Raw genomic sequence first — 20,414 nt, 5'->3', positions numbered from 1 at the left:
ATCCCCTGCTGCGCCGAAACCGCCCGCTCGGCGGCGACCGAAATGGCGCGGATCGGCAGCTACATCGGCCAGCATTACGGCGGCAAGCACCGGCGGGTGTGAGGCTCTCTCGTCATTGCGAGCGGAGCGAAGCAATCCAGAGCCGGACCAGGACGCCCTGGATGGCTTCGCTCCGCTCGCAATGACGTGCCCCACTCGTCATCCCCGCGCAGGCGGGAATCCAGAACCTCTGACGTCGCGACCCTTGCGACGACCTGTGCGTCTGGATTCCCGCCTTTGGCCTGCGGCCAAAGTTTATCCTGAGCGCCTGCCTTGCAGGCAGCCGAAGGGCGGGAATGACGGTGCTGGTAACCACGGGAACGACGGCACCGCCCCGCACCCTCGACGTCCCCCCGCGATCCGGCGTATGGCGGCGTGGTGATTCAAAGGCCTTTTCCCGCATGACCGCCGAGACCGGGCTGGCCGCCCTCTGGCTCGCCGCCGCGCTGGCGGCGTTGCAGGCGCTGCTCGGCGCCCTCGCGCTCCGCCGTGCCATGCCGCAGGCGACCACCGCGATCCGCGCCGTCGCGGTGGTGCAGGGCGCGCTGGCGGCGCTGGCGATGGCGGCGCTGATCGCGGCGTTCCTCGACAGCGACATGTCGGTCGCGCTGGTCGCCACCAACAGCCATTCCGCCAAGCCGTGGCTCTACAAGTTCGCGGGCGCGTGGGGAAACCACGAAGGCTCGATGCTGCTGTGGGTCACGATCCTCGGGCTGGCCGGGGCCGCCGTCGCGCGGTTCGAGCATCGGCTGGCCGAGCGCACGCTGGTGGCGACACTGGCGGCACAGGCGACGATCGCGCTCGGCTTCTACGCCTTCCTGCTCTTCGCCTCGAACCCGTTCGCGCGTCTCAATCCCGCGCCGCCCGATGGCGCGGGGCTGAACCCGCTGTTGCAGGATCCCGGCCTCGCCTTCCACCCGCCGACGCTCTACGCGGGCTATGTCGGGCTGTCGGTCGCCTTCTCCTTCGCGGTCGGCGCATTGGTGACGCGCGACGTCGGCCCGGCGTTCGCGCGCGCGATGCGGCCGTGGGTGCTGGGGGCGTGGATCTTCCTGACGCTCGGCATCACCGCCGGCAGCTACTGGGCCTATTACGAACTCGGCTGGGGCGGCTGGTGGTTCTGGGATCCGGTCGAGAACGCCAGCCTGATGCCGTGGCTCGCCGCCACCGCGCTGCTCCATTCGGTGACGGTGCTGGCGACCCGCGACGGGTTGCGTGCGTGGACCGTGATGCTGGCGGTCGTCGCTTTCTCGATGAGCATGATCGGCACCTTCCTGGTCCGCTCGGGCATCCTGACCAGCGTCCACGCCTTCGCGGTCGATCCGCGCCGTGGCAGCTTCATTCTCGTGCTGCTGCTGCTCTACATCGGCGGCGCGCTCGCCTTGTTCGGCGCGCGCGTCGGCACGGTGCGGCAGGGGAAATTGTTCGAACCGTTCAGCCGTGAAGGCTCGCTGGTCGCCAACAATCTGCTGCTGACCGTCATTCTCGGCATCGTCCTGATCGGCACCTTTTACCCGATCGTCGCCGGCGCGTTCGACGTGCAATTGTCGGTCGGCCCGCCGTTCTTCGATTCGACCGCCGGGCCGATCGCGCTGTTGCTGGTCGCGGTGATGGCGGTCGGCCCGCTGCTGCGCTGGCGGCGGGACGAAGCCGAGGCGGTGATCCAGCGGCTGTTCCCCGCGATCGCCGCGACGCTGGCGGCCGGGGTCGGGGTGTTCCTGCTGGCCGGGCCGATCGGCGTGCTGCCGCTCGCCGGGGTCGCGCTCGCCGCCGGGCTGGCGGTCGCCAGCGTCGCGCCGCTCGCCCGGCGCAACCTGCGCCGCGCCCCGCTGCAATTATGGGGCATGGTGATCGCGCATCTCGGCATCGCGGTGTCGCTGGCCGGCATGGCGATCAGCACCGCCTATACGCAGGAGACGTTGCTGGCGGTCGGCGTCGGCGATCCCGCACGGGTCGCGGGCTACACCGTCCGGCTGGAGGGCGTCCGCCCGCTGGTCAGCGATAACTGGACCGCGATCGAGGGGCGGCTGTCGGTCACGGACGGGGATGGCCAAAGTTTCGTGCTGCGCCCGCAGGTCCGCTATTTCACCACACCCGTCACCACCACCAACGAAAGCGCGATCGCGACGATGTGGAACGGGCAGCTCTACACCGTCCTCGGCGCGCTCGGTGACGACGGGCGCTGGCAGCTGCGCTTGTGGTGGAAGCCGTTCGTGACGCTGATCTGGCTGGGCGGCGCGCTGATCGCGCTGGGCGGCGCGCTGTCGCTGCTCGGTCACCAGTGGCGCTTGTGGCGTACGAAGCAGCGCGCGGAGGCGTTCACATGAGGAGCGGGCGCATGAAGAGCGGGCGCATGAAGCGCTGGCTGCCGCTCGGCATCTTCGCGCTGATCGTCGCGGTCGTCGCCTGGGGCCTGTGGAGGCCCGCCGACCGCACCGTCCGCTCGGCGCTGGTCGGGCGCGCGCTGCCCGATTTCACGCTGCCCGCGATCGCGCCCGGGAAGCCCGGCCTGTCGAGCGCCGACTTCCGGCAGGGCAAGCCGCGCCTGCTCAACGTCTTCGCCAGCTGGTGCGTGCCGTGCATCGCGGAGGCGCCGCAGCTGATGACGCTGAAGGCGGCCGGCATCCCGATCGACGCCATCGCGATCAAGGACACGCCCGGGGATATCGCGGCGTTCCTGCGCCGCAACGGCGATCCCTATGCCCGGATCGGCGCCGACGCGCACAGCCGCGTCCAACTGGCGCTCGGCTCCTCGGGCGTGCCGGAGACGTTCGTCGTCGACGGCACGGGCGTGATCCGCGCGCAGCATGTCGGCGACATCCGGCCGGAGGACGTGCCCGAACTGATGCAGGCGCTGGCGGCGGCGCAATGAAGCGGCTCGCGCTCGTCGCGTTGCTGACGGCGGTGCCGGTCGCCGCGCAGACCGCGCTGCCGCCGCTCGCCTATACCCAGCTCCGCGACCCCGATCAGGAACGACAGGCGCGCGGCCTGATGGAGACGCTGCGCTGCGTGGTCTGTCAGGGGCAGTCGATCGCCGATTCCGACGCCGACATGGCGGGGGAAATGCGCGCGCTGGTGCGTCAACGCATCGCTTCGGGCGAAAAGCCGGCGGCGGTCCGCGACTGGCTGATCGCGCGCTACGGCGATTACGTCAGCTATGCGCCGCCGCTGCGCGCCGTCACCCTGCCGCTCTGGCTCGCCCCGCTGGCGCTGCTCGCGCTCGGCCTCTGGATCGCGCGCGGCTCCTTCCGTCGGCGGTGATGCGACCGCGCGCGCGGTCGCGGCGTTGACGGCCCGGATAACCGGGAGATTGCCATGCCTTCACTACTCACCACCGCGTTGATCGGCGTCGGCGCCGGACTGGCGGCCTCGTTCGTGATGGACCGTTTTCAGGATGTCGCCGCGCCCGCCTTCGGCATGGACGGGGGCGATGACGATCCCGCCACCGTGAAAGCCGCCGATACGATCAGCCAAGCGGTCGAGGGACGCCCCGTCACCCAGAAGCATCGCGCGCTGGCCGGCTCGGCGATGCATTATGCGCTGGGGGCGGCGATCGGCGGCGGTTATGCGCTGGCGGTGCGGCGCTGGCCGGCGCTGGCGCGGGGCTGGGGTGTGCCCGCCGGCCTGTCGACGATGCTGCTGCTCGACGACGTGCTGGTGCCGGCGGCGGGCTGGGGTCCGTGGCCGCGGGCGGAGGTGCCCGGCAACGCTTACGGCCTTGCCTCGCATCTGGTGTTCGGCGTCTCGATGGAGGCGGCGCGGCGCGCGGGCGGGGCGTTGCCCGTGTGAGCGCCGCGCGCTAACCCATGACGATCTTGTTCCGGGGGTGTCGCATGTTCTCGTCGTTCGTTCGTCCGCTCGCGCTGCTGGGCAGCGGCGTGGGGTTGCTGCTCGCGGTGCCGGCGGTGGCGGAATGCGCGCGTGGCAAGGTCCGCGTCGATCTGCCGCAACAGCGGATGGACGAGCGGATGCAGGCGCTGGCGCACCTCACCGGCTGCTTCATGGAGGTCGATCCGACCCTGCTCGCCGACCGGCAGGCGCCGCGCGTGCGTGGCCGCGTCACGCCGCGCCACGCCTTGTACCTCTCGCTGCGCCGCAGCGGGCTGGAGGCGGCGCCCTACAAGGGCCATTGGCGGATCGATCGCCGCCAGCAGGAACGGTTCGCGCGCCGTATCACGACGCTGCGTACCACCGCCGCCGAACAGCGGGAGCGTGGCGCGATCAGCCGCGTGCGCGCCGCCGGTGTCGCGCACAGCCTGCGCCATGTCGAAAAGGCCGTTCCGCGCGAGGTGAACGAACAGGCGCATCTGAGCGTGAAGGATCGCATCCGCTACAATGCGCAGCTCGACCGGGTCGGCCGCAAGATCGGCACGCCGCCCCCGCCGCTGCCGTCGGGCTGGGTGCCGCCGATCCGGTAAGCGCGCTACCGGTCGCGCCACCAGATCAGCACCGCCAGCGCGACGCCGGCCGCCAGCCCGACGAGAAAGCCGATCGACGGCTGGCCGGTGTACAGGCCGATCGCGGTCCCGCCCAGCGCGCCGACCGCGATGGGGAAGCCGCCGGCGGATGGGGTGCGCGGGGGAGGTGCCATGCCGCGCCAGATGCCACGCCGCGCCGTGCAGCGCCAGCCGTCGCGACCGGGCGTGGCGCGCATGCGATGCGGACGCTGATCACCCCGGTTTTCGCGCTTCTTCTTCGCTGAGCAAGCCGCTAGACCGGGGCCATGTGGCCTGACGTGGGGCGGCATGGCGTGCTGGTCCGCGTCGTGTGCGGCGCGATCATCGTAAACGGGATCGTGGCGGTCCCGGCGTCCGCGCAGCAGGCGCCGGCGCCGCCCTTGGTCGTGCCGCCCGCGCCGATGAGCGATGTCGATCCGAACGACGCGCTCGCACCGCTGCCCGATATCGGCGTCGACTGGCCGGACCTCTCGACCACCGCCGCCGCCCCCGCCGCGACGCGCGGCGATGTCGGCGCGAGCTTCCGCTACGGCTGGCGGATCGACGGGCTGGACGCGATCGGCGGCGCGCTGCTGCGTCAGCGGTTCAGGGAATTGTCCGTGCTGGCCGGGGCGGAGGGCAAGGAGGCCAATGCCGCGCAGCTCGACCGGCGCGCGCGGCAGGACGCCGACCTGCTGGTCACGCTGTTGAAAGGAGAGGGTTATTACGACGCGGTCGTCGCGACCCGCGTCGAGCGGCAGGATCGTCGCCCGGTGGTCGTGCTGGCCGTCACACCCGGAGCGCTCTATCGCTTCACCGGCGTCACCTTGGCCGGGGTCGAGGCGGCGGGCGCCAAGGCGGCCACATTGCGCGACGCGTTCGGGGTGAAGCCCGAGGATGCGGTGAACGCCGATGCGATCGCCGCGGCCGAGTCGAACCTGCGCACGCGGATCGGCGAGGAGGGCTTCCCCTTCGCCACGGTCGGCGACCCGGAAGTGGTGGTCGATCGCGCGACGCAGACCGCGACGCTGGCGATGGAGGTCGCGCCCGGCACCGCGCGCCGTTTCGGCCGGATCACGGTCAATGCGGACAACAAGGTGTTCGACGCCGCACACGTTCAGGACATCGCCCGCTTCAAACCCGGCGACCAATATGAGACCTCGGAGGTCGACGACCTGCGCCGCGCGCTGGTGCAGACCGGGCTCGTGTCCACCGCCGAGGTGCGCGCGGTTCCGGCCGCCGACCCGAACGCCGTCGATATCGCGGTCCGGCTGGAGCCCGCGCCGCCGCGCACGATCGCGGTCGAGCTGGGCTATGGTACGGGTGAGGGTGCACGCTCCGAGGTGAGCTGGACGCACCGCAACCTGCTTCCGCCCGAAGGCGCGGTGACGCTGCGCGGCGTCGCGGGCACGCGCGAGCAACTGGGGCAGATCACCTTCCGTCGCAACAACTTCCATGCCCGCGACCGCGTCCTGACCGCGCAGCTTTCCGCCGCGCACCTGCGCCGCGACGCGTTCGATGCGCAGACCATCTCGCTGTCGGCGGCGCTGGAGCGGCAGACCAATATCTTCTTCCAGAAGACCTGGACCTGGTCGCTGGGGGCGGAGCTGGTCGCGACCGACGAGCGCGACGTGATCGCCTCCACCGGCCAGCCGCGCCGTCGCACCTTCCTGATCGGCGCGCTGCCGACCAGCCTCGGCTATGACGGATCGGACGACCTGCTCAACCCGACCCGCGGATTCCGGCTGGCGGGGCGGGTCAGCCCGGAAGTGTCGTTGCAGGACAGCGTCTTCGGCTACACCCGCGTCCAGTTTGACGCCAGCAAGTATCAGCCGGTCGGCGACGGCGTGGTGCTGGCGGCGCGCATCCGGCTGGGCACGATCCTCGGCGCGCCGCGCGACCAGATCGCGCCGTCGCGGCGCTTCTATGCCGGCGGCGGCGCGTCGGTGCGCGGTTACAGCTTCCAGTCGATCGGCCCGCGCGACGTCAACAACGACCCGATCGGCGGACGCAGCCTCGCCGAGTTCGCGGTCGAGGCACGCATGAAGGCATTCGGCAATTTCGGCGTCGTGCCGTTCCTCGATGGCGGCAACATCTACACCGGCGGGCTGCCGGATCTGAGCGGGATGCGGTACGGCGCCGGGATCGGCGTGCGCTATTACAGCAACTTCGGGCCGATCCGGCTCGACGTCGGCACGCCGATCAATCCGCAACCGGGCGATCCGCGGATCGCGGTCTATGTCTCGCTGGGACAGGCGTTCTGATGCGGGTGGCGCGGGTTCTGGGCCTGATCGTTCTCGGCGTGGTGGCGCTGGTCGCGATCGTCGTCGGCGGGCTCGATACCGATGTCGGGCATCGCTTCGTCGCCGATCGCGTCAACGCGCTCAGGCCCGATAACGGCTTGCGTTTCCGGATCGGACGGATCGACGGGTCGCTGTACGGGCAGGCCGAACTGATCGACGTGCGCCTCTATGATCCGAAGGGCCTGGTGCTGTCGGTGCCACGCGCCCGACTCGACTGGTCGCCGCTGGCGTGGCTCGGCAACCGGCTGGAGATTACCGCGCTCGACATTCCGCTCGCGACGCTGGCGAAGCTGCCGGAGCCGCGCGATACCGGGCGATCCGGTCCGCTGCTGCCCAGATTCGACATTCTGATCGGCCGGCTGGCGGTGACGCGGCTGATCGTTGCCCCCGCCGTCACCGGGCGGGTCCGCGAAGGCCGGTTGCGCGCGCGCGCCGACATTCGCGACGGCCACGCGCTGGTCGATCTGGACGCGGTTGTCGCGGGTAGCGACACCCTGGCCGTCCGTCTGGATTCGCGACCGGATGCGGGGGTGTTCGATGTCGCCGCGCGCGCACGTGGCGGCGTGCGCGGCGTGCTGGCGCAATTGACCGGGCTGAACCGCGCCGTCGCCCTCGACGTGGCCGGGGCGGGGGATTGGCGGCGGTGGCGGGGCCATGCGGTGGCGCAGGCGGGCACCACGCGCATCGCCGACCTGACGCTGGGCAATCGCGCCGGACGCTACACGCTGACCGGCACGGTCGCCCCGGCCAGCATCACGCGTGGGAAGCTTCAATCGTTGACCAGCCCGCACGTCATCGTGAACGGCGACGCGACCTTCGTGGCGCGGCGGCTGGACGGGACGCTCTCGCTGCGCTCGCGCGGGCTGGCGGTGCAGGCGACGGGGATGGTCGATCTGGCCGACAGCGCCTTGCGCAGCGTGCGCGTCACCGCGCGGCTGCTGCGGCCCGAGGCGCTGTTCCGCAACATGCGCGCCACGGACATGCGGCTGCGTGCAATCCTGGACGGCAATTTCCGCACCTTCACCTTCGATTATCGCCTGACCGCCAATCGCTTCGCCTTCGACGATACCGGTTTCGAGCAGGCACGCGCCGCCGGACGCGGTCGTTGGGGACCGCGCCCGATCGCGCTGCCGCTCGCCTTCACCGCCGCGCGCGTCACCGGCGTCGGCGACGTGGCGGGCGGTATCCTGCGGAACCTGTCGCTGGCCGGTGTGCTGCAGGTGACAGCCGATACGGTGGTCGGCGATGGTCTTCGATTGCGGTCGGACAAGCTGACCGGCCGGATCGGCCTGACGCTCGACCTTCATACCGGCCGCTATGACATCGCGCTGTCGGGGGCGCTGGGGCGCTACCTCATTCCCGGGCTGGGCGTGGTGGACGTCGATTCGCAACTGCGCGCGGTGCCGGGCGCGAACGGCCATGGCACGCGCGTGGTCGGGCGCGGGAGCGCGCGGATGGTGCGGCTCGACAACGGTTTCTTCCGCAGCCTGACCGGCGGGCTGCCGCGGGTCGAGGCGCTGCTGGAACGGACGCCCGACGGCGTACTGCACTTCCCCCGACTGGTGCTGACCGCCCCCTCGCTGCGGCTGGCGGGCAGCGGCTATCGGCGCCGTGACGGGACGTTCGTGTTCGAGGGGAGCGGCACGCAGGCCAGTTACGGTCCGGTGCAGCTGAAGCTGGACGGGCGCATCGAGAAGCCGACGATCGACCTCGTCTTCCAGCACCCGAATGCCGCGTTGGGATTGCGCGACGTGCGCGCGCATCTCGACCCGACGCCGCAGGGGTTCGCGTTCGCGGCGGCCGGTGGCTCGCGACTGGGACCGTTCGAGGGCGCGGGCGCGATCCTGCTGCCGCCGGGCGGGCAGGCGCAGATCGCGCTGGCACGGCTGGACGTGAGCGGGACGCGTGCGACCGGAACGCTGGATATCGTCGACAACGGCTTCAGCGGACGGCTGCGCGTGGCCGGTGGTGGCTTGTCGGGGGCGCTCGACTTCGCGCCGGCCGGCGCGGTGCAGCGTGTCTCCGGGCGGATCGACGCCCGCAATGCCCGGATCGGGGGCGGGGCGAGCGTGCGGCAGGGGCGGGTCGATTTCAACGTGCTGCTGGAGCCGGATGGTGCCCGCGTCACCGCGACCACCAGTGGTGCGGGGCTGCGTCGCGGCGCGCTGTCGGTGTCGCGCTTCGCCGGGCAGGTGGCGCTGACCGGTGAAACGGGTGAGGTACGCGCATCGGTCGCGGGATCGCGCGGCGTCGGCTTCCGGGTGGAGACGGTGACGCAGATCACCGCCGATGGTTACGTCGTGCGCGCCAACGGAACGATCGGGCAGCAGCCGATCCGGCTGGAGACGCCGGCCGTGCTTCGTCGTGACGGGGACGTCTGGGCGCTGGCGTCGACCCGCCTGACCTTCGCGGGCGGCAGTGCGCAGGTATCGGGGCGGCTCGGCGCGCGAGAGACGGCGGTGCGCGCGGCGTTGCAGAGCCTGCCGCTGGGTGTCCTCGACATCGGCTATAGCGGGCTGGGACTGGGCGGCACCGCGACCGGCACGCTGGAACTCGCCGCGCGCGATGGCGCGGCGCCGACCGGGCGCGCCAATCTGACGGTGCGCGGGCTGACCCGGTCCGGGCTGCTCACATCGTCCGCGCCGATCGACCTCGGGCTCGCGGGCGTGCTCGGCAGCGACCGGCTGGGCGTGCGTGTGGTCATGGCGTCCGGCGGCAAGACTGTCGGGCGTGCGCAGGCGCTGTTGAAGCCGCTGGGCGGCGGCGACCTGGTGGAGCGGCTTACCCGTGCGCCGCTGTTCGCGCAGCTTCGCTATGCCGGACCGGCGGATACCTTGTGGCGGCTGACCCGGATCGAACTGTTCGACCTGTCGGGCCCGGTCGCGATCTCCGCCGACGTGACCGGCACCGCCGGCAGTCCGCAGATCCGCGGGCTGGTGCGCGCATCGGGCGCGCGGATCCAGAGCGCGACCACCGGAACGGTCGTCACCAACATCCAGACCGCCGGGCGCTTCGACGGATCGCGGCTGCGGATCGAGCGCTTCACCGGCGACGCCGGGCGCGGCGGGCGCGTGACCGGGACCGGCAGCTTCGATTTCGGCGCGGCGAACGGCGTCGCGCTCGACCTGCGGATGAACGCCGATCATGCGGTGCTGATCGACCGCGAGGATATCGGCGCGACCGTGACGGGGCCGATCGCGTTCCGCTCCGACGGTACGGGAGGGGTGATCTCGGGCGACGTGCGGCTGGACAGCAGCCGCTATCGGCTGGGACAGGCGACGGTCGCCAGCGCGCTGCCGCAGATCAATGTGCGCGAGATCAACGTGCCCGGCGGCGACGTGATCGATGACGAGGCGGCCGCGCCTTGGACACTCGACGTCCATGCACGCGCGCGCAACGGCCTGCTGGTGTCGGGGCTCGGCTTGACCAGCGAGTGGACGGCGGACGTGCAGATCGCCGGAACGCCGACCAATCCCGCGATCACCGGGCGCGCCGACCTGATTCGTGGCGATTACGAATTCGCCGGGCGCGAGTTCGAGCTGTCGCGCGGCGTGATCCGCTTCGCGGGCGAGGTGCCGGCCAACCCCGCGCTGGATATCGAGGCGGCCGCCAACACCACCGGGCTGAACGCCACCATCCGCGTGACCGGCGTCGCGCAGAAGCCGGAGATCAGCTTCTCCAGCACGCCCGCGCTGCCGCAGGACGAGTTGCTGTCCCGCCTGCTGTTCGGCACCTCGATCACGAACCTGTCCGCGCCAGAGGCCTTGCAGCTGGCGGCGGCGGTCGCGGCGTTGCAGGGCGGCGGCAATGGGCTGAACCCGATCAACGCGGTACGGCGCGCGGCGGGGCTGGACCGGCTGCGCATCCTGCCCGCCGATCCGCAGACCGGGCAGGGCACGTCGATCGCGGCCGGGAAATACGTGACTCGCCGCTTCTATGCCGAGATCATCACCGATGGCGCCGGCTATTCGGCAACGCGGGTCGAATTCCAGGTAACGCGCTGGCTATCGTTGCTGTCGTCGATCTCGACGCTGGGGCGGCAAAGCATCAACGCACGGGTATCGCGCGATTATTAGCGTAGCGATGCGGAACCGTCAGCGCTGGGCCATGTTGATCGTTCGCTGATGACCACGCCCCAACTCCTCTCGATCGCGACCCTGATCGGGATGATGGCACTCTTCATCTGGGGGCGTCTCCGCTACGATCTGGTCGCGATCATGGCACTGCTCGCCAGCCTTGCGCTGGGGATCGTTCGGCCGGCAGACGCCTTCAAGGGCTTCTCGGACGATATCGTCATCATCGTCGCGTCCGCATTGGTGCTGTCGGCGGCGGTGCAACGATCGGGTGTGATCGAACGCGCGCTACGCCGCGTGTCGCGGCGCGTGACGCGGGTCCGCGGGCAGTTGCTGGTGCTGACGGGATCGGTCGGTGTGGCGAGTGCGCTGGTCAAGAATATCGGCGCGCTGGCGATGCTGATGCCTGCCGCCTTCCAGATGGCCAAGAAGAACAACCACGCCCCGTCGGTCTTTCTGATGCCGATGTCGTTCGCCTCGTTGCTGGGCGGGTTGATGACGCTGGTCGGGACGTCGCCCAACATCATCGTCAGCCGATCGCGCGAGCAGATGCTGGGCGAGCCGTTCGGGATGTTCGACTATACGCCCGTCGGGCTCGGGTTGTTAGTGATGGGGCTGCTGTACCTCAGCGTCGCCTATCGCCTGATTCCCGCCGACCGGCGCGCGGCACCCAGCATGGCGGAGGCGCTCGACATCACCGGCTATGTCACCGAGGTGGTCGTACCGGAACAGTCGCCGGCGGTCGGCGAAACGGTCGCCGCCTTCCTGGACCGTCACGAACATGAGGTGACGATCACGCGGATGGTGCGCGCCGGCATGCGCAGCCATCCGCTGCCCGATACCGAGTTGCTGGCCGGCGACACCCTGATCCTTGGCGGGGATCCCGACGCGCTGGAGCGCGCGATCGCGGGCGACCGGCTGACGCTGGAAAGCGAGGAGCGCGAGAAGCGCACCGATCGCGGCGAAAGCGAGCTGGGGGTCATCGAGGCGGTGGTCAACGTCGGCTCCCCTTTGGAGGGGCAGACGGCGGGGCGGCTCGATCTCCAGGCACGCTACGGCGTCAACCTGATCGCGATCTCGCGGCGCGACGAGCGGTTGTCGCGGCGGCTCGGCAATATCGCGCTGCGCGCCGGGGACGTGGTGGTATTGCAGGGGGCGCTCGACAGCTTGCCGGAGAAGTTGCGCGCGCTCGGCTGCCTGCCGCTCGCCGAGCGCGAGCTGCGGCTGGGGACCAGTCGGCGTGGGTGGCTGCCGGTCGCGATCCTCGGCGTGGCGATGTTCGCGACCGCCATGGGCTGGGTACCGGTGGCGGTCGCCTTCTTCGCGGCGGCGGGCGTGGTGGTCGTTACCGGGATGCTCCCGGTGCGCGACGCCTACAATCATATCGAATGGCCGATCCTCGTGATGCTCGGCGCGCTCATCCCGGTGTCGGATTCGTTGCGGACGACGGGCGCGTCGGACGTGATCGCGACCTGGCTCGCGCAGACCGCCACGGTGCTGCCCGCCTGGGGGGCGGTGATGCTGATCCTGGCGGCGACGATGGCGGTCACGCCGTTCCTCAACAATGCCGCGACGGTGCTGGTGATGGCGCCGATCGCCGCGCAGTTCGCGGGCGACCTCGGTTATCGACCCGAAGCCTTCCTGATGGCGACCGCCGTGGGGGCGGGGTGCGATTTCCTCACCCCGATCGGGCACCAGTGCAACACGCTGGTGCTGGGCCCGGGCGGATATCGTTTCGGCGACTATGCGCGGCTGGGAGCACCGTTGTCGCTGATGGTGCTGGCATTCGGAACGCCGCTGATCTTGTTCTTCTGGCCGCTCCATTGACGCGCATCAGTATGAATTTATGGGGCTTTTCCTGAGGCGCTGGAACCGCGTCGGTGGCTTGCCGTTCGTCGCGGCGACGTAACGGGAGAGTGATGATGAAGAGCTTCGTTCCGGTGGCCGCGTTCGCGATGATCGCTGCGGTGCCAGCAACGGCGCAGGTTACCTCGCCGGGGGCCTTCGTCGCGGCGGCGGGGGCCAGCGATTTGTATGAGAAGACGTCCAGCCAGTTGGTGCTTCAATCGACGCGCGACCCGAAGGTCCGCTCCTTCGCCCAGATGATGGTGCGCGATCACAACCAGAGCACCGCGATGGTGAAGGCTGCGGCCGCCAGGGCCGGCGTGCGTTCCGCGCCGCCCAAGCTGATGCCGGCTCAGGCACAGATGGTCGCCGACCTGCGCCGCGCCTCCGGCGCGGACCGGGATCGCGCCTATGTGACGCAGCAGCGCACCGCGCACGATCAGGCACTCGCGCTGCATCAGGGGTATGCGGCGAACGGCACCGCCGCGCCGTTGAAGGCGGCAGCGGCGAAGATCGCGCCGGTCGTGCAGCACCATATCGAGATGCTGTCGTCGATGTGACCCGGTGGCGGAGAGGCGCCGTGACGGCGCCTTCCCGCCACGCCCCTCATTGCGGGCAGGTATCCGCCGCGCTGGGATCGAGATCAAGGCAGCGCCCGTCCAGTCCGGAAACCGGCAGCCCGATCGTCGCCGCGAGGGTCGGTGTGATATCGACCGTCTCGACCGACAACGGCTGCTCGAACCCGGCCATGCCCTTGCGCCAGAACATGACCGGCACCCGCCGATCGTAATCCCACGGACTGCCGTGCGTTTCGACGTAGAACGGCCCCGGCGCGACGATCGTCGTCACGCGCGGCTTCAGCAATACCATCAGATCGCCGGACCGCTCCGGATCGTAGGACGCGCGGGCGCGCTCCAGCAGCGTCCAGCTTTCCGGCGGCGTGGTGGCGAACCGGGACGCGGCGATCTCCTCGCGGGTGAAGGCGGCGGCGACCTGCGGCAACGCCAGATAGCGGCGCTTCGCCTCCGCCAGCACCTGCGCCCGGCGCGCCGGCGGCACCGAGTCGGCGACATAGACGTCGCTTTCCGGCCCGATCAGTACCGGCCCGGCGATGCCCAGGTCGCGGCCGATCGCCGCGCCGACGATCTTTGCGGCGTTGGTCGCGGAGGCATGCTCCTCCATCGGCATCGCGCGCTGTTGCTGCCGCTCGGTCATGTCGTGCGCGCCATGGTCCGCGGTCAGCATCACCTCATAGTCGATGCCCCATCGATCGAGCTGTCCCAGGAATGCGCCGATCGTCTGGTCGAGCTGTGCCATCTGGATGCACATTTCCGACCCTTGGGTGCCGAGCGCATGGCCGACGTAATCGGTCGCCGACGCGCCGATCGCGATCAGGTCGGTCGAGGGGCCCTGCCCCAGCTTCATGTCCTGGATCAGCCCGGCGGCCAGCGCGAACACCGCGCCGTCGAGCGCCGGCGAGGCGCGGAACGACTTTCGGTCTCCCGCCGCCCGCTCGAACCGGCCGGCGCCCATGGTCTGCCCGCCGACCGTGATCGGCTGCGCCAGTCCCTTGCAATAGCCGGGAAGCGGCAGTGCGGGCTGCGGCGCCGCCAGCAGCTTGCCGACCGCGTCGTTTGCACGCGCGACCACCGCCGGGACCGGCGCATTGCCGCGCGACGGCAGCGTCACGAACCGGTCATTGGCCCAGAACCACATCTGGTCGGTATTGTGCCCGCCCATCATGATCGCCGCGCGATCCTTTCCCGCGACCGAGACGACGCGCGCTTTCGGATCGGCCCGCTTCATCATATCGCCCAGCGTCGGCACGCGCAGATGAAGATCGGACGGCGCATAGTTCTTGTCGTGATCGGTCCCGGCGACGCTTTCGTCCTCGGCGCAATAGATCAGCTTGTCGGGCCGTCCGGCCCGCTGGTCGAGCCAGGTGTTGGCGATGATTCCGGTATGCGCGGGGCGCATCCCGGTCAGGATCGTCGAATGGCCGGGGCAGGTCTCGGTCGCGGCATGGCTCTGATAGCCGGAGGGGAAGACCACGCCCTGCTGCAATCGTGCGAGCCCGTCGGTATAGCGGTTGCGATATTGCGCGAAGAGGTCGGCGGAGAATTGATCGACCGAGATCGCGACGATCAGCTTGGGCCGGGGAGGTGGCAGCGACGGGGCGGCGGGTGCCGTCGCGTTCTGCGCCACGGCGGGCGCGACGATCGCGACGGAGGCGAGCAGGGCGGCGGCAAGCAGGCTTTTCATGGGGCAACCTTGATGCAACGGGGGAGCGGATTGGCTATGGTCGCGCTCCGATGGTCAGGCAAGCTGTGCGCGCGGCGCTTTTCACTCTCATGACATGCTGGGCGATGGTGCTGGGGTCGGCACCCGCGCTGGCGCAGCAACGTCATGTCGCGATGACGCTTTTCGCGGAGTCCGAGCGTCCCGCTGCGGGTGAGCCGTTGGCGCTGGCGATTCGCGCGGTGCCGGAGGCGGGGTGGCATGGCTATTGGTCGAATCCCGGCGATGCCGGCGTGCCGACCAAGGCGACCTGGACGTTGCCGCCCGGCGTGACGGTGGCCGCGCTCGACTATCCCGCCCCTCGTCGGCTCGTGATCGCCGGGTTGATGAATCACGTTTACGAGCGGCCGTGGACGATGCTCACCACATTGACGGTGCCGCGGGGGCTGGCGCCGGGGACCGCGCTGCCGATTCGGGTGAAGCTGGATTATCTGGTGTGCACCGACCAGATGTGCGTTCCAGAGACGCAGGAACTGTCGACGCGACTGACGGTCGGAAACGGGCAGGTCGTCAAGGCGATGCGCACGTCGTTCGACACGTGGCGACGCGCGCTGCCGCAGCCGCTCGGCAGCACCGCGACCTGGCAGCACGACAAGGGACGGTTTCGCCTGTCGGTGCCGTACCCGCGCGACGCGGCGCTGGGCGCGGTGTGGTTCTATCCTGCGGCCGGCGGTGCGACCGACTACGCCGCCGCGCAGCAGGTGGCGCGTGACGGCGATCGGGTGGTAATCGAAACCAAGGCGGCGGCTGATCCGGCGCGCGGACCGATCGCGGGCGTGCTGTCGATCGGCGGTGGACCGGGGCTGTCGCTGGAGGCGCAACCCGGCATCGTCCCCCCGGTAAAGTCCGCCGACGCGGTGGACGGCGGCATCGCGGTCGCCGCGTTCTTCGGGGCCGTGCTGGGCGGTTTGCTGCTCAACGTCATGCCGTGCGTCTTCCCGATCCTCAGTCTGAAGGCGTTGGGGCTGGCGCGCTCCGGTCAGGGCGAGACACAGGCGCGCACCGAGGCGCTGGCCTATGCGACCGGGGTCATCCTGGTGTGCCTCGCGCTGGGGGCGACGCTGTTGGTGCTGCGCGCCGGCGGAACGAGTGCGGGCTGGGCCTTCCAGTTACAGAACCCCCGGATCGTCGGCGTCCTGCTGCTGCTCGTGACCGGTATCGCGCTCAATCTGGCCGGGCTGTTCGAACTGCCGACGCCGACGTTCGCGGGACGGCATGGCGCGGCGGGCGCGTTCATGACCGGCGCGCTGGCGGCCTTCGTCGCCACGCCGTGCACCGGGCCGTTCATGGGGGCGGCGCTGGGTGCGGCGCTGGTACTGCCGCCCGCGACCGCGCTGCTGGTGTTCGCGGGTCTGGGCATCGGTATCGCGTTGCCGTTCCTCGCGATCGGCTTCATTCCCGCGCTGCGCCGCCGACTGCCGAAGCCGGGAGCGTGGATGGTCCGGCTGCGCCATATCCTGTCCGTTCCGATGTTCGCGACCGCGCTGGCGCTCGCCTGGGTGTTGGGGCGACAGGCGGGGGTGGATGGTATGACGTTGGGGCTGGCCGCGGCGCTGCTCGCGGCGCTCGGGCTGTGGTGGACGGGCCGCCGTCAGCATCGTGGCGCGCACGCAGCGTGGGTGCCGGCCGCGCTGTCGATGCTGCTGGCGGCGGGGACGCTGGGGGCGGTCCGTCCGGCCACGGCATCCGCCAGCATGTCCACCGGCGGGCTGCCGGGTGCCGAGCCCTTCAGCGAGGCGCGGCTGGCTACCTTGCGTGCCGAGGGTCGGCCGGTCTTCGCCTATTTCACCGCCGACTGGTGTCTGACGTGCAAGGTCAATGAAAAGGCGGCGATCGAGACCGCCGCGGTCGCCGAGGCGTTTCGCCGCAAGCGCGTCGCGGTGCTGGTCGGCGACTGGACCGATGGTGATCCGACGCTGAGCCGTTTCATCGGGCAGCACAATCGTGCCGGCGTTCCGCTATATCTCTGGTACGCCCCGCGTTCGTCCACGCCCCGCGTGCTGCCGCAGGTGCTGACGCCCGCGACGTTGACCGAATTGCAATGATCGTCGCGTTTCGGGATTGAGCGGTTGCACCGCAGCGTGATCTCGATCAGCATGCGACGGAATTGCCGCTCGGGCGTTACAGGGGTCACATGGGGACAGCGCCGTTCGACGAGATCATGGGGGCAGGGGACGCCGATGGCGCTCGCCCGGAATTGCGGGAGCTTTGCGGGTGGCTGACCGATACGCCCGACGGCGAATTGCGACGTCGTCAGCAGTCTGCCGAGACGACCTTTCGCCAGCTCGGAATCACCTTTGCCGTCTATGGGGAGAGTGAGGCGAGCGAGCGGATCATTCCCTTCGATATCGTGCCGCGCGTCTTTCTGGCCGACGAATGGGCGCGCCTTTCCGAAGGGCTGGTGCAACGCGTCGAGGCGATCAATGCGTTCCTGGTCGATATCTATGGTGAGCAGCGCATCCTGAAGGAGGGCGTGCTGCCCGCCGACCTGATCCTCGGCAACGCGCAATTCCGCCCGGAGATCGCCGGCATCCGTCCGCCGCACGACGTGTGGGCGCACATCTGCGGGATCGATCTGGTCCGTACCGGACCGGACGACTTTTTCGTGCTGGAGGACAATGCCCGCACGCCATCGGGCGTCAGCTACATGCTGGAGAATCGCGAGGCGATGGTCCGGCTTTGTCCCGAACTGTTCGCCAAGTTCCGCGTCGCGGCGGTGGACAGCTATCCCGACCGGCTGCTGGAGACGATGCGCTCGGTCGCGCCGCGTGGCTGCGGCGGTCGCCCGACCTGCGTGGTGCTGACACCCGGTCACTATAATTCGGCCTATTACGAGCATAGTTTCCTGGCCGATTCCATGGGTGTCGAACTGGTCGAGGCGGCCGACCTCGTGGTCGATGACGATGTCGTGTACATGCGCACCATTGAGGGACGGGTGCGCGTCGACGTCATTTATCGCCGCGTCGACGACGATTTCCTCGATCCGCTCGTGTTCCGCCCGGACTCGATGCTGGGCGTGCCCGGCCTGATCGCGGCCTATGCCGCCGGCAACGTCGCGATCATCAATGCGCCGGGCAACGGCATCGCCGACGACAAGGCGATCTACAGCTACATGCCGGAGATCGTGAAATTCTACTCCGGCAGCGAGGCCCGGCTGCCGAACGTCGAAACCTATCGCTGCCGCGAGCCCGAGGCGTTGCGCTACGTGCTCGATCATCTCGACGAACTGGTGGTGAAGCTGGTCGACGGATCGGGCGGCTACGGGATGCTGGTCGGCCCGACCGCGTCGAAGGCGGAGGTGGAGCGGTTCCGTGCCGCGCTGATCGCGCAACCCGAACGCTATATCGCGCAGCCGACGCTGGCGCTGTCCACGGTGCCGACGCTGGTGGAACAGGGGGTCGCGCCGCGCCACGTCGATTTCCGCCCGTTCGTGCTGAGCGGCGCGAAGGGCGTACAGGTCGTCCCCGGCGGGCTGACCCGCGTCGCGCTGCGCGAAGGGTCGCTGGTCGTCAACTCATCGCAGGGCGGCGGTACGAAGGACAGTTTCGTGCTGATGGCCGAACAGGGCACGATGACCCAGAGCATGAGCGGTATCGGCGGCGGCATGACGCAGACGCTGCGCGGAGGGATGCTCTGATGCTCAGTCGCACCGCCGCGTCGCTCTACTGGCTGGGCCGTTATATCGAGCGCGCCGATTTCATCGCGCGGCTGGTGGAGGCGACCTTGCGCCTCGACGTGCTGTCGACCCGCTCGGCGGGGGAGGATGCGTGGCGCACCGCACTGTCGGTGGGCGAGACATCGGAGGCGTTCGCCGCCAGCGGCAGTCCGCTGACCCGTGAGGATGTGGTGCACTTCCTCCTCGCCAGCAGCGCGCATCCGGGATCGATCCTCCGCTGCCTCGCTCTGGCTCGTGACAACGCCCGCGCGGTGCGCACCGCGCTCAGTCGCGAGGCGTGGCAGGCGATCAATGGTGCCTGGCTGATCTTCGACCAGCGCATGGGCCGGCTCGATCCCACCGCGACGCTGGCGGTGGTCGACGCGGTGAAGGCGGAAACGCGCGGGTTCGAGGGGGCGGTGCACCGGATGCTGCGCAACCAGACGACCTCGTTCATCCGGCTGGGGCAGGCGGTGGAGCGAACGGACAACACCGCACGGTTGCTGGACGTCAAATATCACATCCTGCTGCCGGAGGGGGAGCGCGTCGGCGGTACCGTCGATCGCGACCAGTGGACGACGATCCTGCAGACCGTATCGGCGGTCACTGCCTTTCGATGGCTCTACAATGACGGGTTGAACCCGACCAACGTCATCGATCTGCTGCTCAGCCGCGTCGAACTGCCGCGCAGCATCGCCGCCTCGATCGAGGAGACGGTGACCGCGCTGACCGCGCTGGCGCGCGCCAGCGGGACGCAGGGCGAGGCCGATCGCATGGCGCGAACGCGTCAGGCGCGGGTTGCGCGCACGCGCACCGGCGACGTCATCGCCGCCGGACTGCACCAGCATCTCCAGGCCCTGATCGCGGAGAACGCGCATTTGCACGACGCGATCGGCCGGCAGTTCAAGTTCCACTGATGCGCCTCACGATCGATCATCGCACGACCTATCGTTTCACCGCCCCGCAGGGACGCGTCGTACAATTGTTGCGGATGACCCCGCGCGATACGCACGACCAGACGGTCGCGGAATGGAATATCGCGGTCGATTGCGATGCGCGCTTGCGTCAGCATCGCGACGGTTTCGGGAACCTGACGACGATGCTTTATGCGGAGGGGCCCCTCGACGCGATCGAGATCACGGTCGTCGGCGAGGTGGTGACCAGTTCGTCCAGCGGCGTGCTGCACGGCACCTTCGAGCCGCTGCCCGCTCCGCTTTTTCTGCGCACCACGCCGCCGACGCACGCAGAAGCGGCGTTGACCGCCTTTGCGCGCGAGACGACAGCCGACCGCACGCCAATCGCCGCGCTTCATGCCCTGAACGCCGCGCTGCACGAACGTTTCGCCGTCGTCGATGGCCGCCCGGAGCCAGGACTGACCGCGACCGCCGCTTTCGTGCGCGATGCGGTGACCACCCGCGATATGGCGCAGATGTTCATCGCCGCGGCGCGGGCGATCGGCGTTCCGGCGCGCTACGTCACCGGCTATTGCGATGCCTTGCCGAACGGGCGCCCGACGCCGCACGGATGGGCGGATGCCTGGGTCGACGGGCTGGGTTGGATCGGCTTCGACCCGACCCTGGGTTTGTCGCCCGAGGAACATCATGTCCGCGTCGCGGTGGCATTGGACGCCGCCGGCTGTTCGCCGGTCGCGGGATCGCGGCTCGGCGAGGGCCGCGAGTGCCTGGACGTCGAGGTGCAGGTGAGCGGCCAAGCCTGAAGACCGGATGTATGCCGGTGGTTATCGATCGTTAACCCGTGTGGCCCA

At 69.9% G+C, this 20,414-nt stretch carries 15 protein-coding genes; 13 read left to right on the top strand and 2 right to left on the bottom strand.

All coding sequences use genetic code 11. From position 1 onward, the window contains the following. Window positions 1–440 precede the first annotated feature (440 nt). The 5 genes from NS334_RS09320 to NS334_RS09300 are packed head-to-tail and all read left to right on the top strand — an operon-like array spanning window position 441 to window position 4,457. A complete protein-coding gene (locus NS334_RS09320) occupies window positions 441–2,366 on the top strand; it encodes a heme lyase CcmF/NrfE family subunit (protein ID WP_058755701.1) in 1,926 nt (641 codons plus the stop codon). 11 nt (window positions 2,367–2,377) lie between these two features. Then, complete coding sequence (locus NS334_RS09315; RefSeq protein ID WP_241491884.1) at window positions 2,378–2,911, top strand: DsbE family thiol:disulfide interchange protein; 534 nt, start codon at window positions 2,378–2,380, stop codon at window positions 2,909–2,911. Beyond that, window positions 2,908–3,300 (top strand): cytochrome c-type biogenesis protein, encoded by a 393-nt coding sequence (locus NS334_RS09310; protein WP_058755700.1) that lies wholly within the window; start codon window positions 2,908–2,910, stop codon window positions 3,298–3,300. The genes NS334_RS09315 and NS334_RS09310 overlap by 4 nt, the downstream gene beginning before the upstream one ends. 54 nt (window positions 3,301–3,354) lie before the next feature. Then, window positions 3,355–3,828, top strand: coding sequence for a hypothetical protein (locus tag NS334_RS09305; protein WP_058755699.1), 474 nt, complete (start codon window positions 3,355–3,357; stop codon window positions 3,826–3,828). A 17-nt stretch (window positions 3,829–3,845) separates the two neighbouring features. Further along, window positions 3,846–4,457 carry a hypothetical protein gene (locus NS334_RS09300; RefSeq protein WP_193753043.1) on the top strand — a complete coding sequence of 204 codons (612 nt, stop codon included), beginning with the start codon at window positions 3,846–3,848 and terminating at the stop codon, window positions 4,455–4,457. A 5-nt stretch (window positions 4,458–4,462) separates the two neighbouring features. On the opposite strand, the gene NS334_RS18620 is transcribed toward NS334_RS09300, so the two are convergent. Next, on the bottom strand, window positions 4,463–4,630 hold the full coding sequence (locus tag NS334_RS18620) for a hypothetical protein (protein ID WP_193753042.1): 168 nt from the start codon (window positions 4,628–4,630) through the stop codon (window positions 4,463–4,465). A gap of 132 nt (window positions 4,631–4,762) precedes the next feature. On the opposite strand from NS334_RS18620, the gene NS334_RS09290 reads away from it, so the two are divergent. From NS334_RS09290 to NS334_RS09275, 4 genes are all read left to right on the top strand, one after another. Next, complete coding sequence (locus NS334_RS09290; protein WP_058755696.1) at window positions 4,763–6,739, top strand: autotransporter assembly complex protein TamA; 1,977 nt, start codon at window positions 4,763–4,765, stop codon at window positions 6,737–6,739. Continuing rightward, complete coding sequence (locus NS334_RS09285; protein WP_058755695.1) at window positions 6,739–10,854, top strand: translocation/assembly module TamB domain-containing protein; 4,116 nt, start codon at window positions 6,739–6,741, stop codon at window positions 10,852–10,854. The genes NS334_RS09290 and NS334_RS09285 overlap by 1 nt, the downstream gene beginning before the upstream one ends. A 48-nt stretch (window positions 10,855–10,902) precedes the next feature. Then, window positions 10,903–12,678 (top strand): SLC13 family permease, encoded by a 1,776-nt coding sequence (locus NS334_RS09280; RefSeq protein WP_058755694.1) that lies wholly within the window; start codon window positions 10,903–10,905, stop codon window positions 12,676–12,678. Window positions 12,679–12,773: 95 nt separating this feature from the next. Beyond that, a complete protein-coding gene (locus tag NS334_RS09275; RefSeq protein ID WP_058755705.1) occupies window positions 12,774–13,256 on the top strand; it encodes a DUF4142 domain-containing protein in 483 nt (160 codons plus the stop codon). A gap of 46 nt (window positions 13,257–13,302) precedes the next feature. Here the strand turns inward: NS334_RS09275 and NS334_RS09270 are convergent, their stop codons facing one another. Next, window positions 13,303–14,958 (bottom strand): alkaline phosphatase family protein, encoded by a 1,656-nt coding sequence (locus NS334_RS09270; RefSeq protein WP_058755693.1) that lies wholly within the window; start codon window positions 14,956–14,958, stop codon window positions 13,303–13,305. Between the two features lie 89 nt (window positions 14,959–15,047). Here NS334_RS09270 and NS334_RS09265 point away from each other — a divergent pair, with 89 nt between their 5' ends. The 4 genes from NS334_RS09265 to NS334_RS09250 all read left to right on the top strand — a co-directional run bounded on the left by NS334_RS09265 (window position 15,048) and on the right by NS334_RS09250 (window position 20,366). Next, complete coding sequence (locus NS334_RS09265) at window positions 15,048–17,039, top strand: protein-disulfide reductase DsbD family protein (RefSeq protein WP_058755692.1); 1,992 nt, start codon at window positions 15,048–15,050, stop codon at window positions 17,037–17,039. 89 nt (window positions 17,040–17,128) lie between these two features. Then, on the top strand, window positions 17,129–18,631 hold the full coding sequence (locus tag NS334_RS09260; RefSeq protein ID WP_058755691.1) for a circularly permuted type 2 ATP-grasp protein: 1,503 nt from the start codon (window positions 17,129–17,131) through the stop codon (window positions 18,629–18,631). Continuing rightward, window positions 18,631–19,566 (top strand): alpha-E domain-containing protein, encoded by a 936-nt coding sequence (locus NS334_RS09255; RefSeq protein ID WP_058755690.1) that lies wholly within the window; start codon window positions 18,631–18,633, stop codon window positions 19,564–19,566. Before NS334_RS09260 ends, NS334_RS09255 begins: the two co-directional genes overlap by 1 nt. Continuing rightward, the gene (locus tag NS334_RS09250; protein WP_058755689.1) at window positions 19,566–20,366 is read left to right on the top strand and encodes a transglutaminase family protein; all 801 of its coding nucleotides are present in this window, start codon (window positions 19,566–19,568) and stop codon (window positions 20,364–20,366) included. The genes NS334_RS09255 and NS334_RS09250 overlap by 1 nt, the downstream gene beginning before the upstream one ends. The last annotated feature ends 48 nt before the right edge of the window (window positions 20,367–20,414 follow it).

This window comes from Sphingomonas endophytica (genome assembly GCF_001476895.1).
GTDB classification, from domain to species: Bacteria; Pseudomonadota; Alphaproteobacteria; order Sphingomonadales; family Sphingomonadaceae; genus Sphingomonas; species Sphingomonas endophytica_A.
The sequence above is the reverse complement of the archived record's forward strand: the minus strand, read 5'-3'. Positions and strand labels throughout refer to the sequence as shown.

Bases quoted from the DNA above. Each gene is read 5' to 3' on its own strand.
- NS334_RS09310 (WP_058755700.1), top strand. From the start codon at position 2,908: ATGAAGCGGCTCGCGCTCGTCGCGTTGCTGACGGCGGTGCCGGTCGCC.
- NS334_RS09250 (WP_058755689.1), top strand. From the start codon at position 19,566: ATGCGCCTCACGATCGATCATCGCACGACCTATCGTTTCACCGCCCCG.
- NS334_RS09305 (WP_058755699.1), top strand. From the start codon at position 3,355: ATGCCTTCACTACTCACCACCGCGTTGATCGGCGTCGGCGCCGGACTG.
- NS334_RS09315 (WP_241491884.1), top strand. From the start codon at position 2,378: ATGAAGAGCGGGCGCATGAAGCGCTGGCTGCCGCTCGGCATCTTCGCG.
- NS334_RS09260 (WP_058755691.1), top strand. From the start codon at position 17,129: ATGGGGACAGCGCCGTTCGACGAGATCATGGGGGCAGGGGACGCCGAT.
- NS334_RS09255 (WP_058755690.1), top strand. From the start codon at position 18,631: ATGCTCAGTCGCACCGCCGCGTCGCTCTACTGGCTGGGCCGTTATATC.
- NS334_RS18620 (WP_193753042.1), bottom strand. From the start codon at position 4,630: ATGGCACCTCCCCCGCGCACCCCATCCGCCGGCGGCTTCCCCATCGCG.
- NS334_RS09275 (WP_058755705.1), top strand. From the start codon at position 12,774: ATGAAGAGCTTCGTTCCGGTGGCCGCGTTCGCGATGATCGCTGCGGTG.
- NS334_RS09270 (WP_058755693.1), bottom strand. From the start codon at position 14,958: ATGAAAAGCCTGCTTGCCGCCGCCCTGCTCGCCTCCGTCGCGATCGTC.
- NS334_RS09265 (WP_058755692.1), top strand. From the start codon at position 15,048: ATGACATGCTGGGCGATGGTGCTGGGGTCGGCACCCGCGCTGGCGCAG.
- NS334_RS09300 (WP_193753043.1), top strand. From the start codon at position 3,846: ATGACGATCTTGTTCCGGGGGTGTCGCATGTTCTCGTCGTTCGTTCGT.
- NS334_RS09280 (WP_058755694.1), top strand. From the start codon at position 10,903: ATGACCACGCCCCAACTCCTCTCGATCGCGACCCTGATCGGGATGATG.
- NS334_RS09320 (WP_058755701.1), top strand. From the start codon at position 441: ATGACCGCCGAGACCGGGCTGGCCGCCCTCTGGCTCGCCGCCGCGCTG.
- NS334_RS09290 (WP_058755696.1), top strand. From the start codon at position 4,763: ATGTGGCCTGACGTGGGGCGGCATGGCGTGCTGGTCCGCGTCGTGTGC.
- NS334_RS09285 (WP_058755695.1), top strand. From the start codon at position 6,739: ATGCGGGTGGCGCGGGTTCTGGGCCTGATCGTTCTCGGCGTGGTGGCG.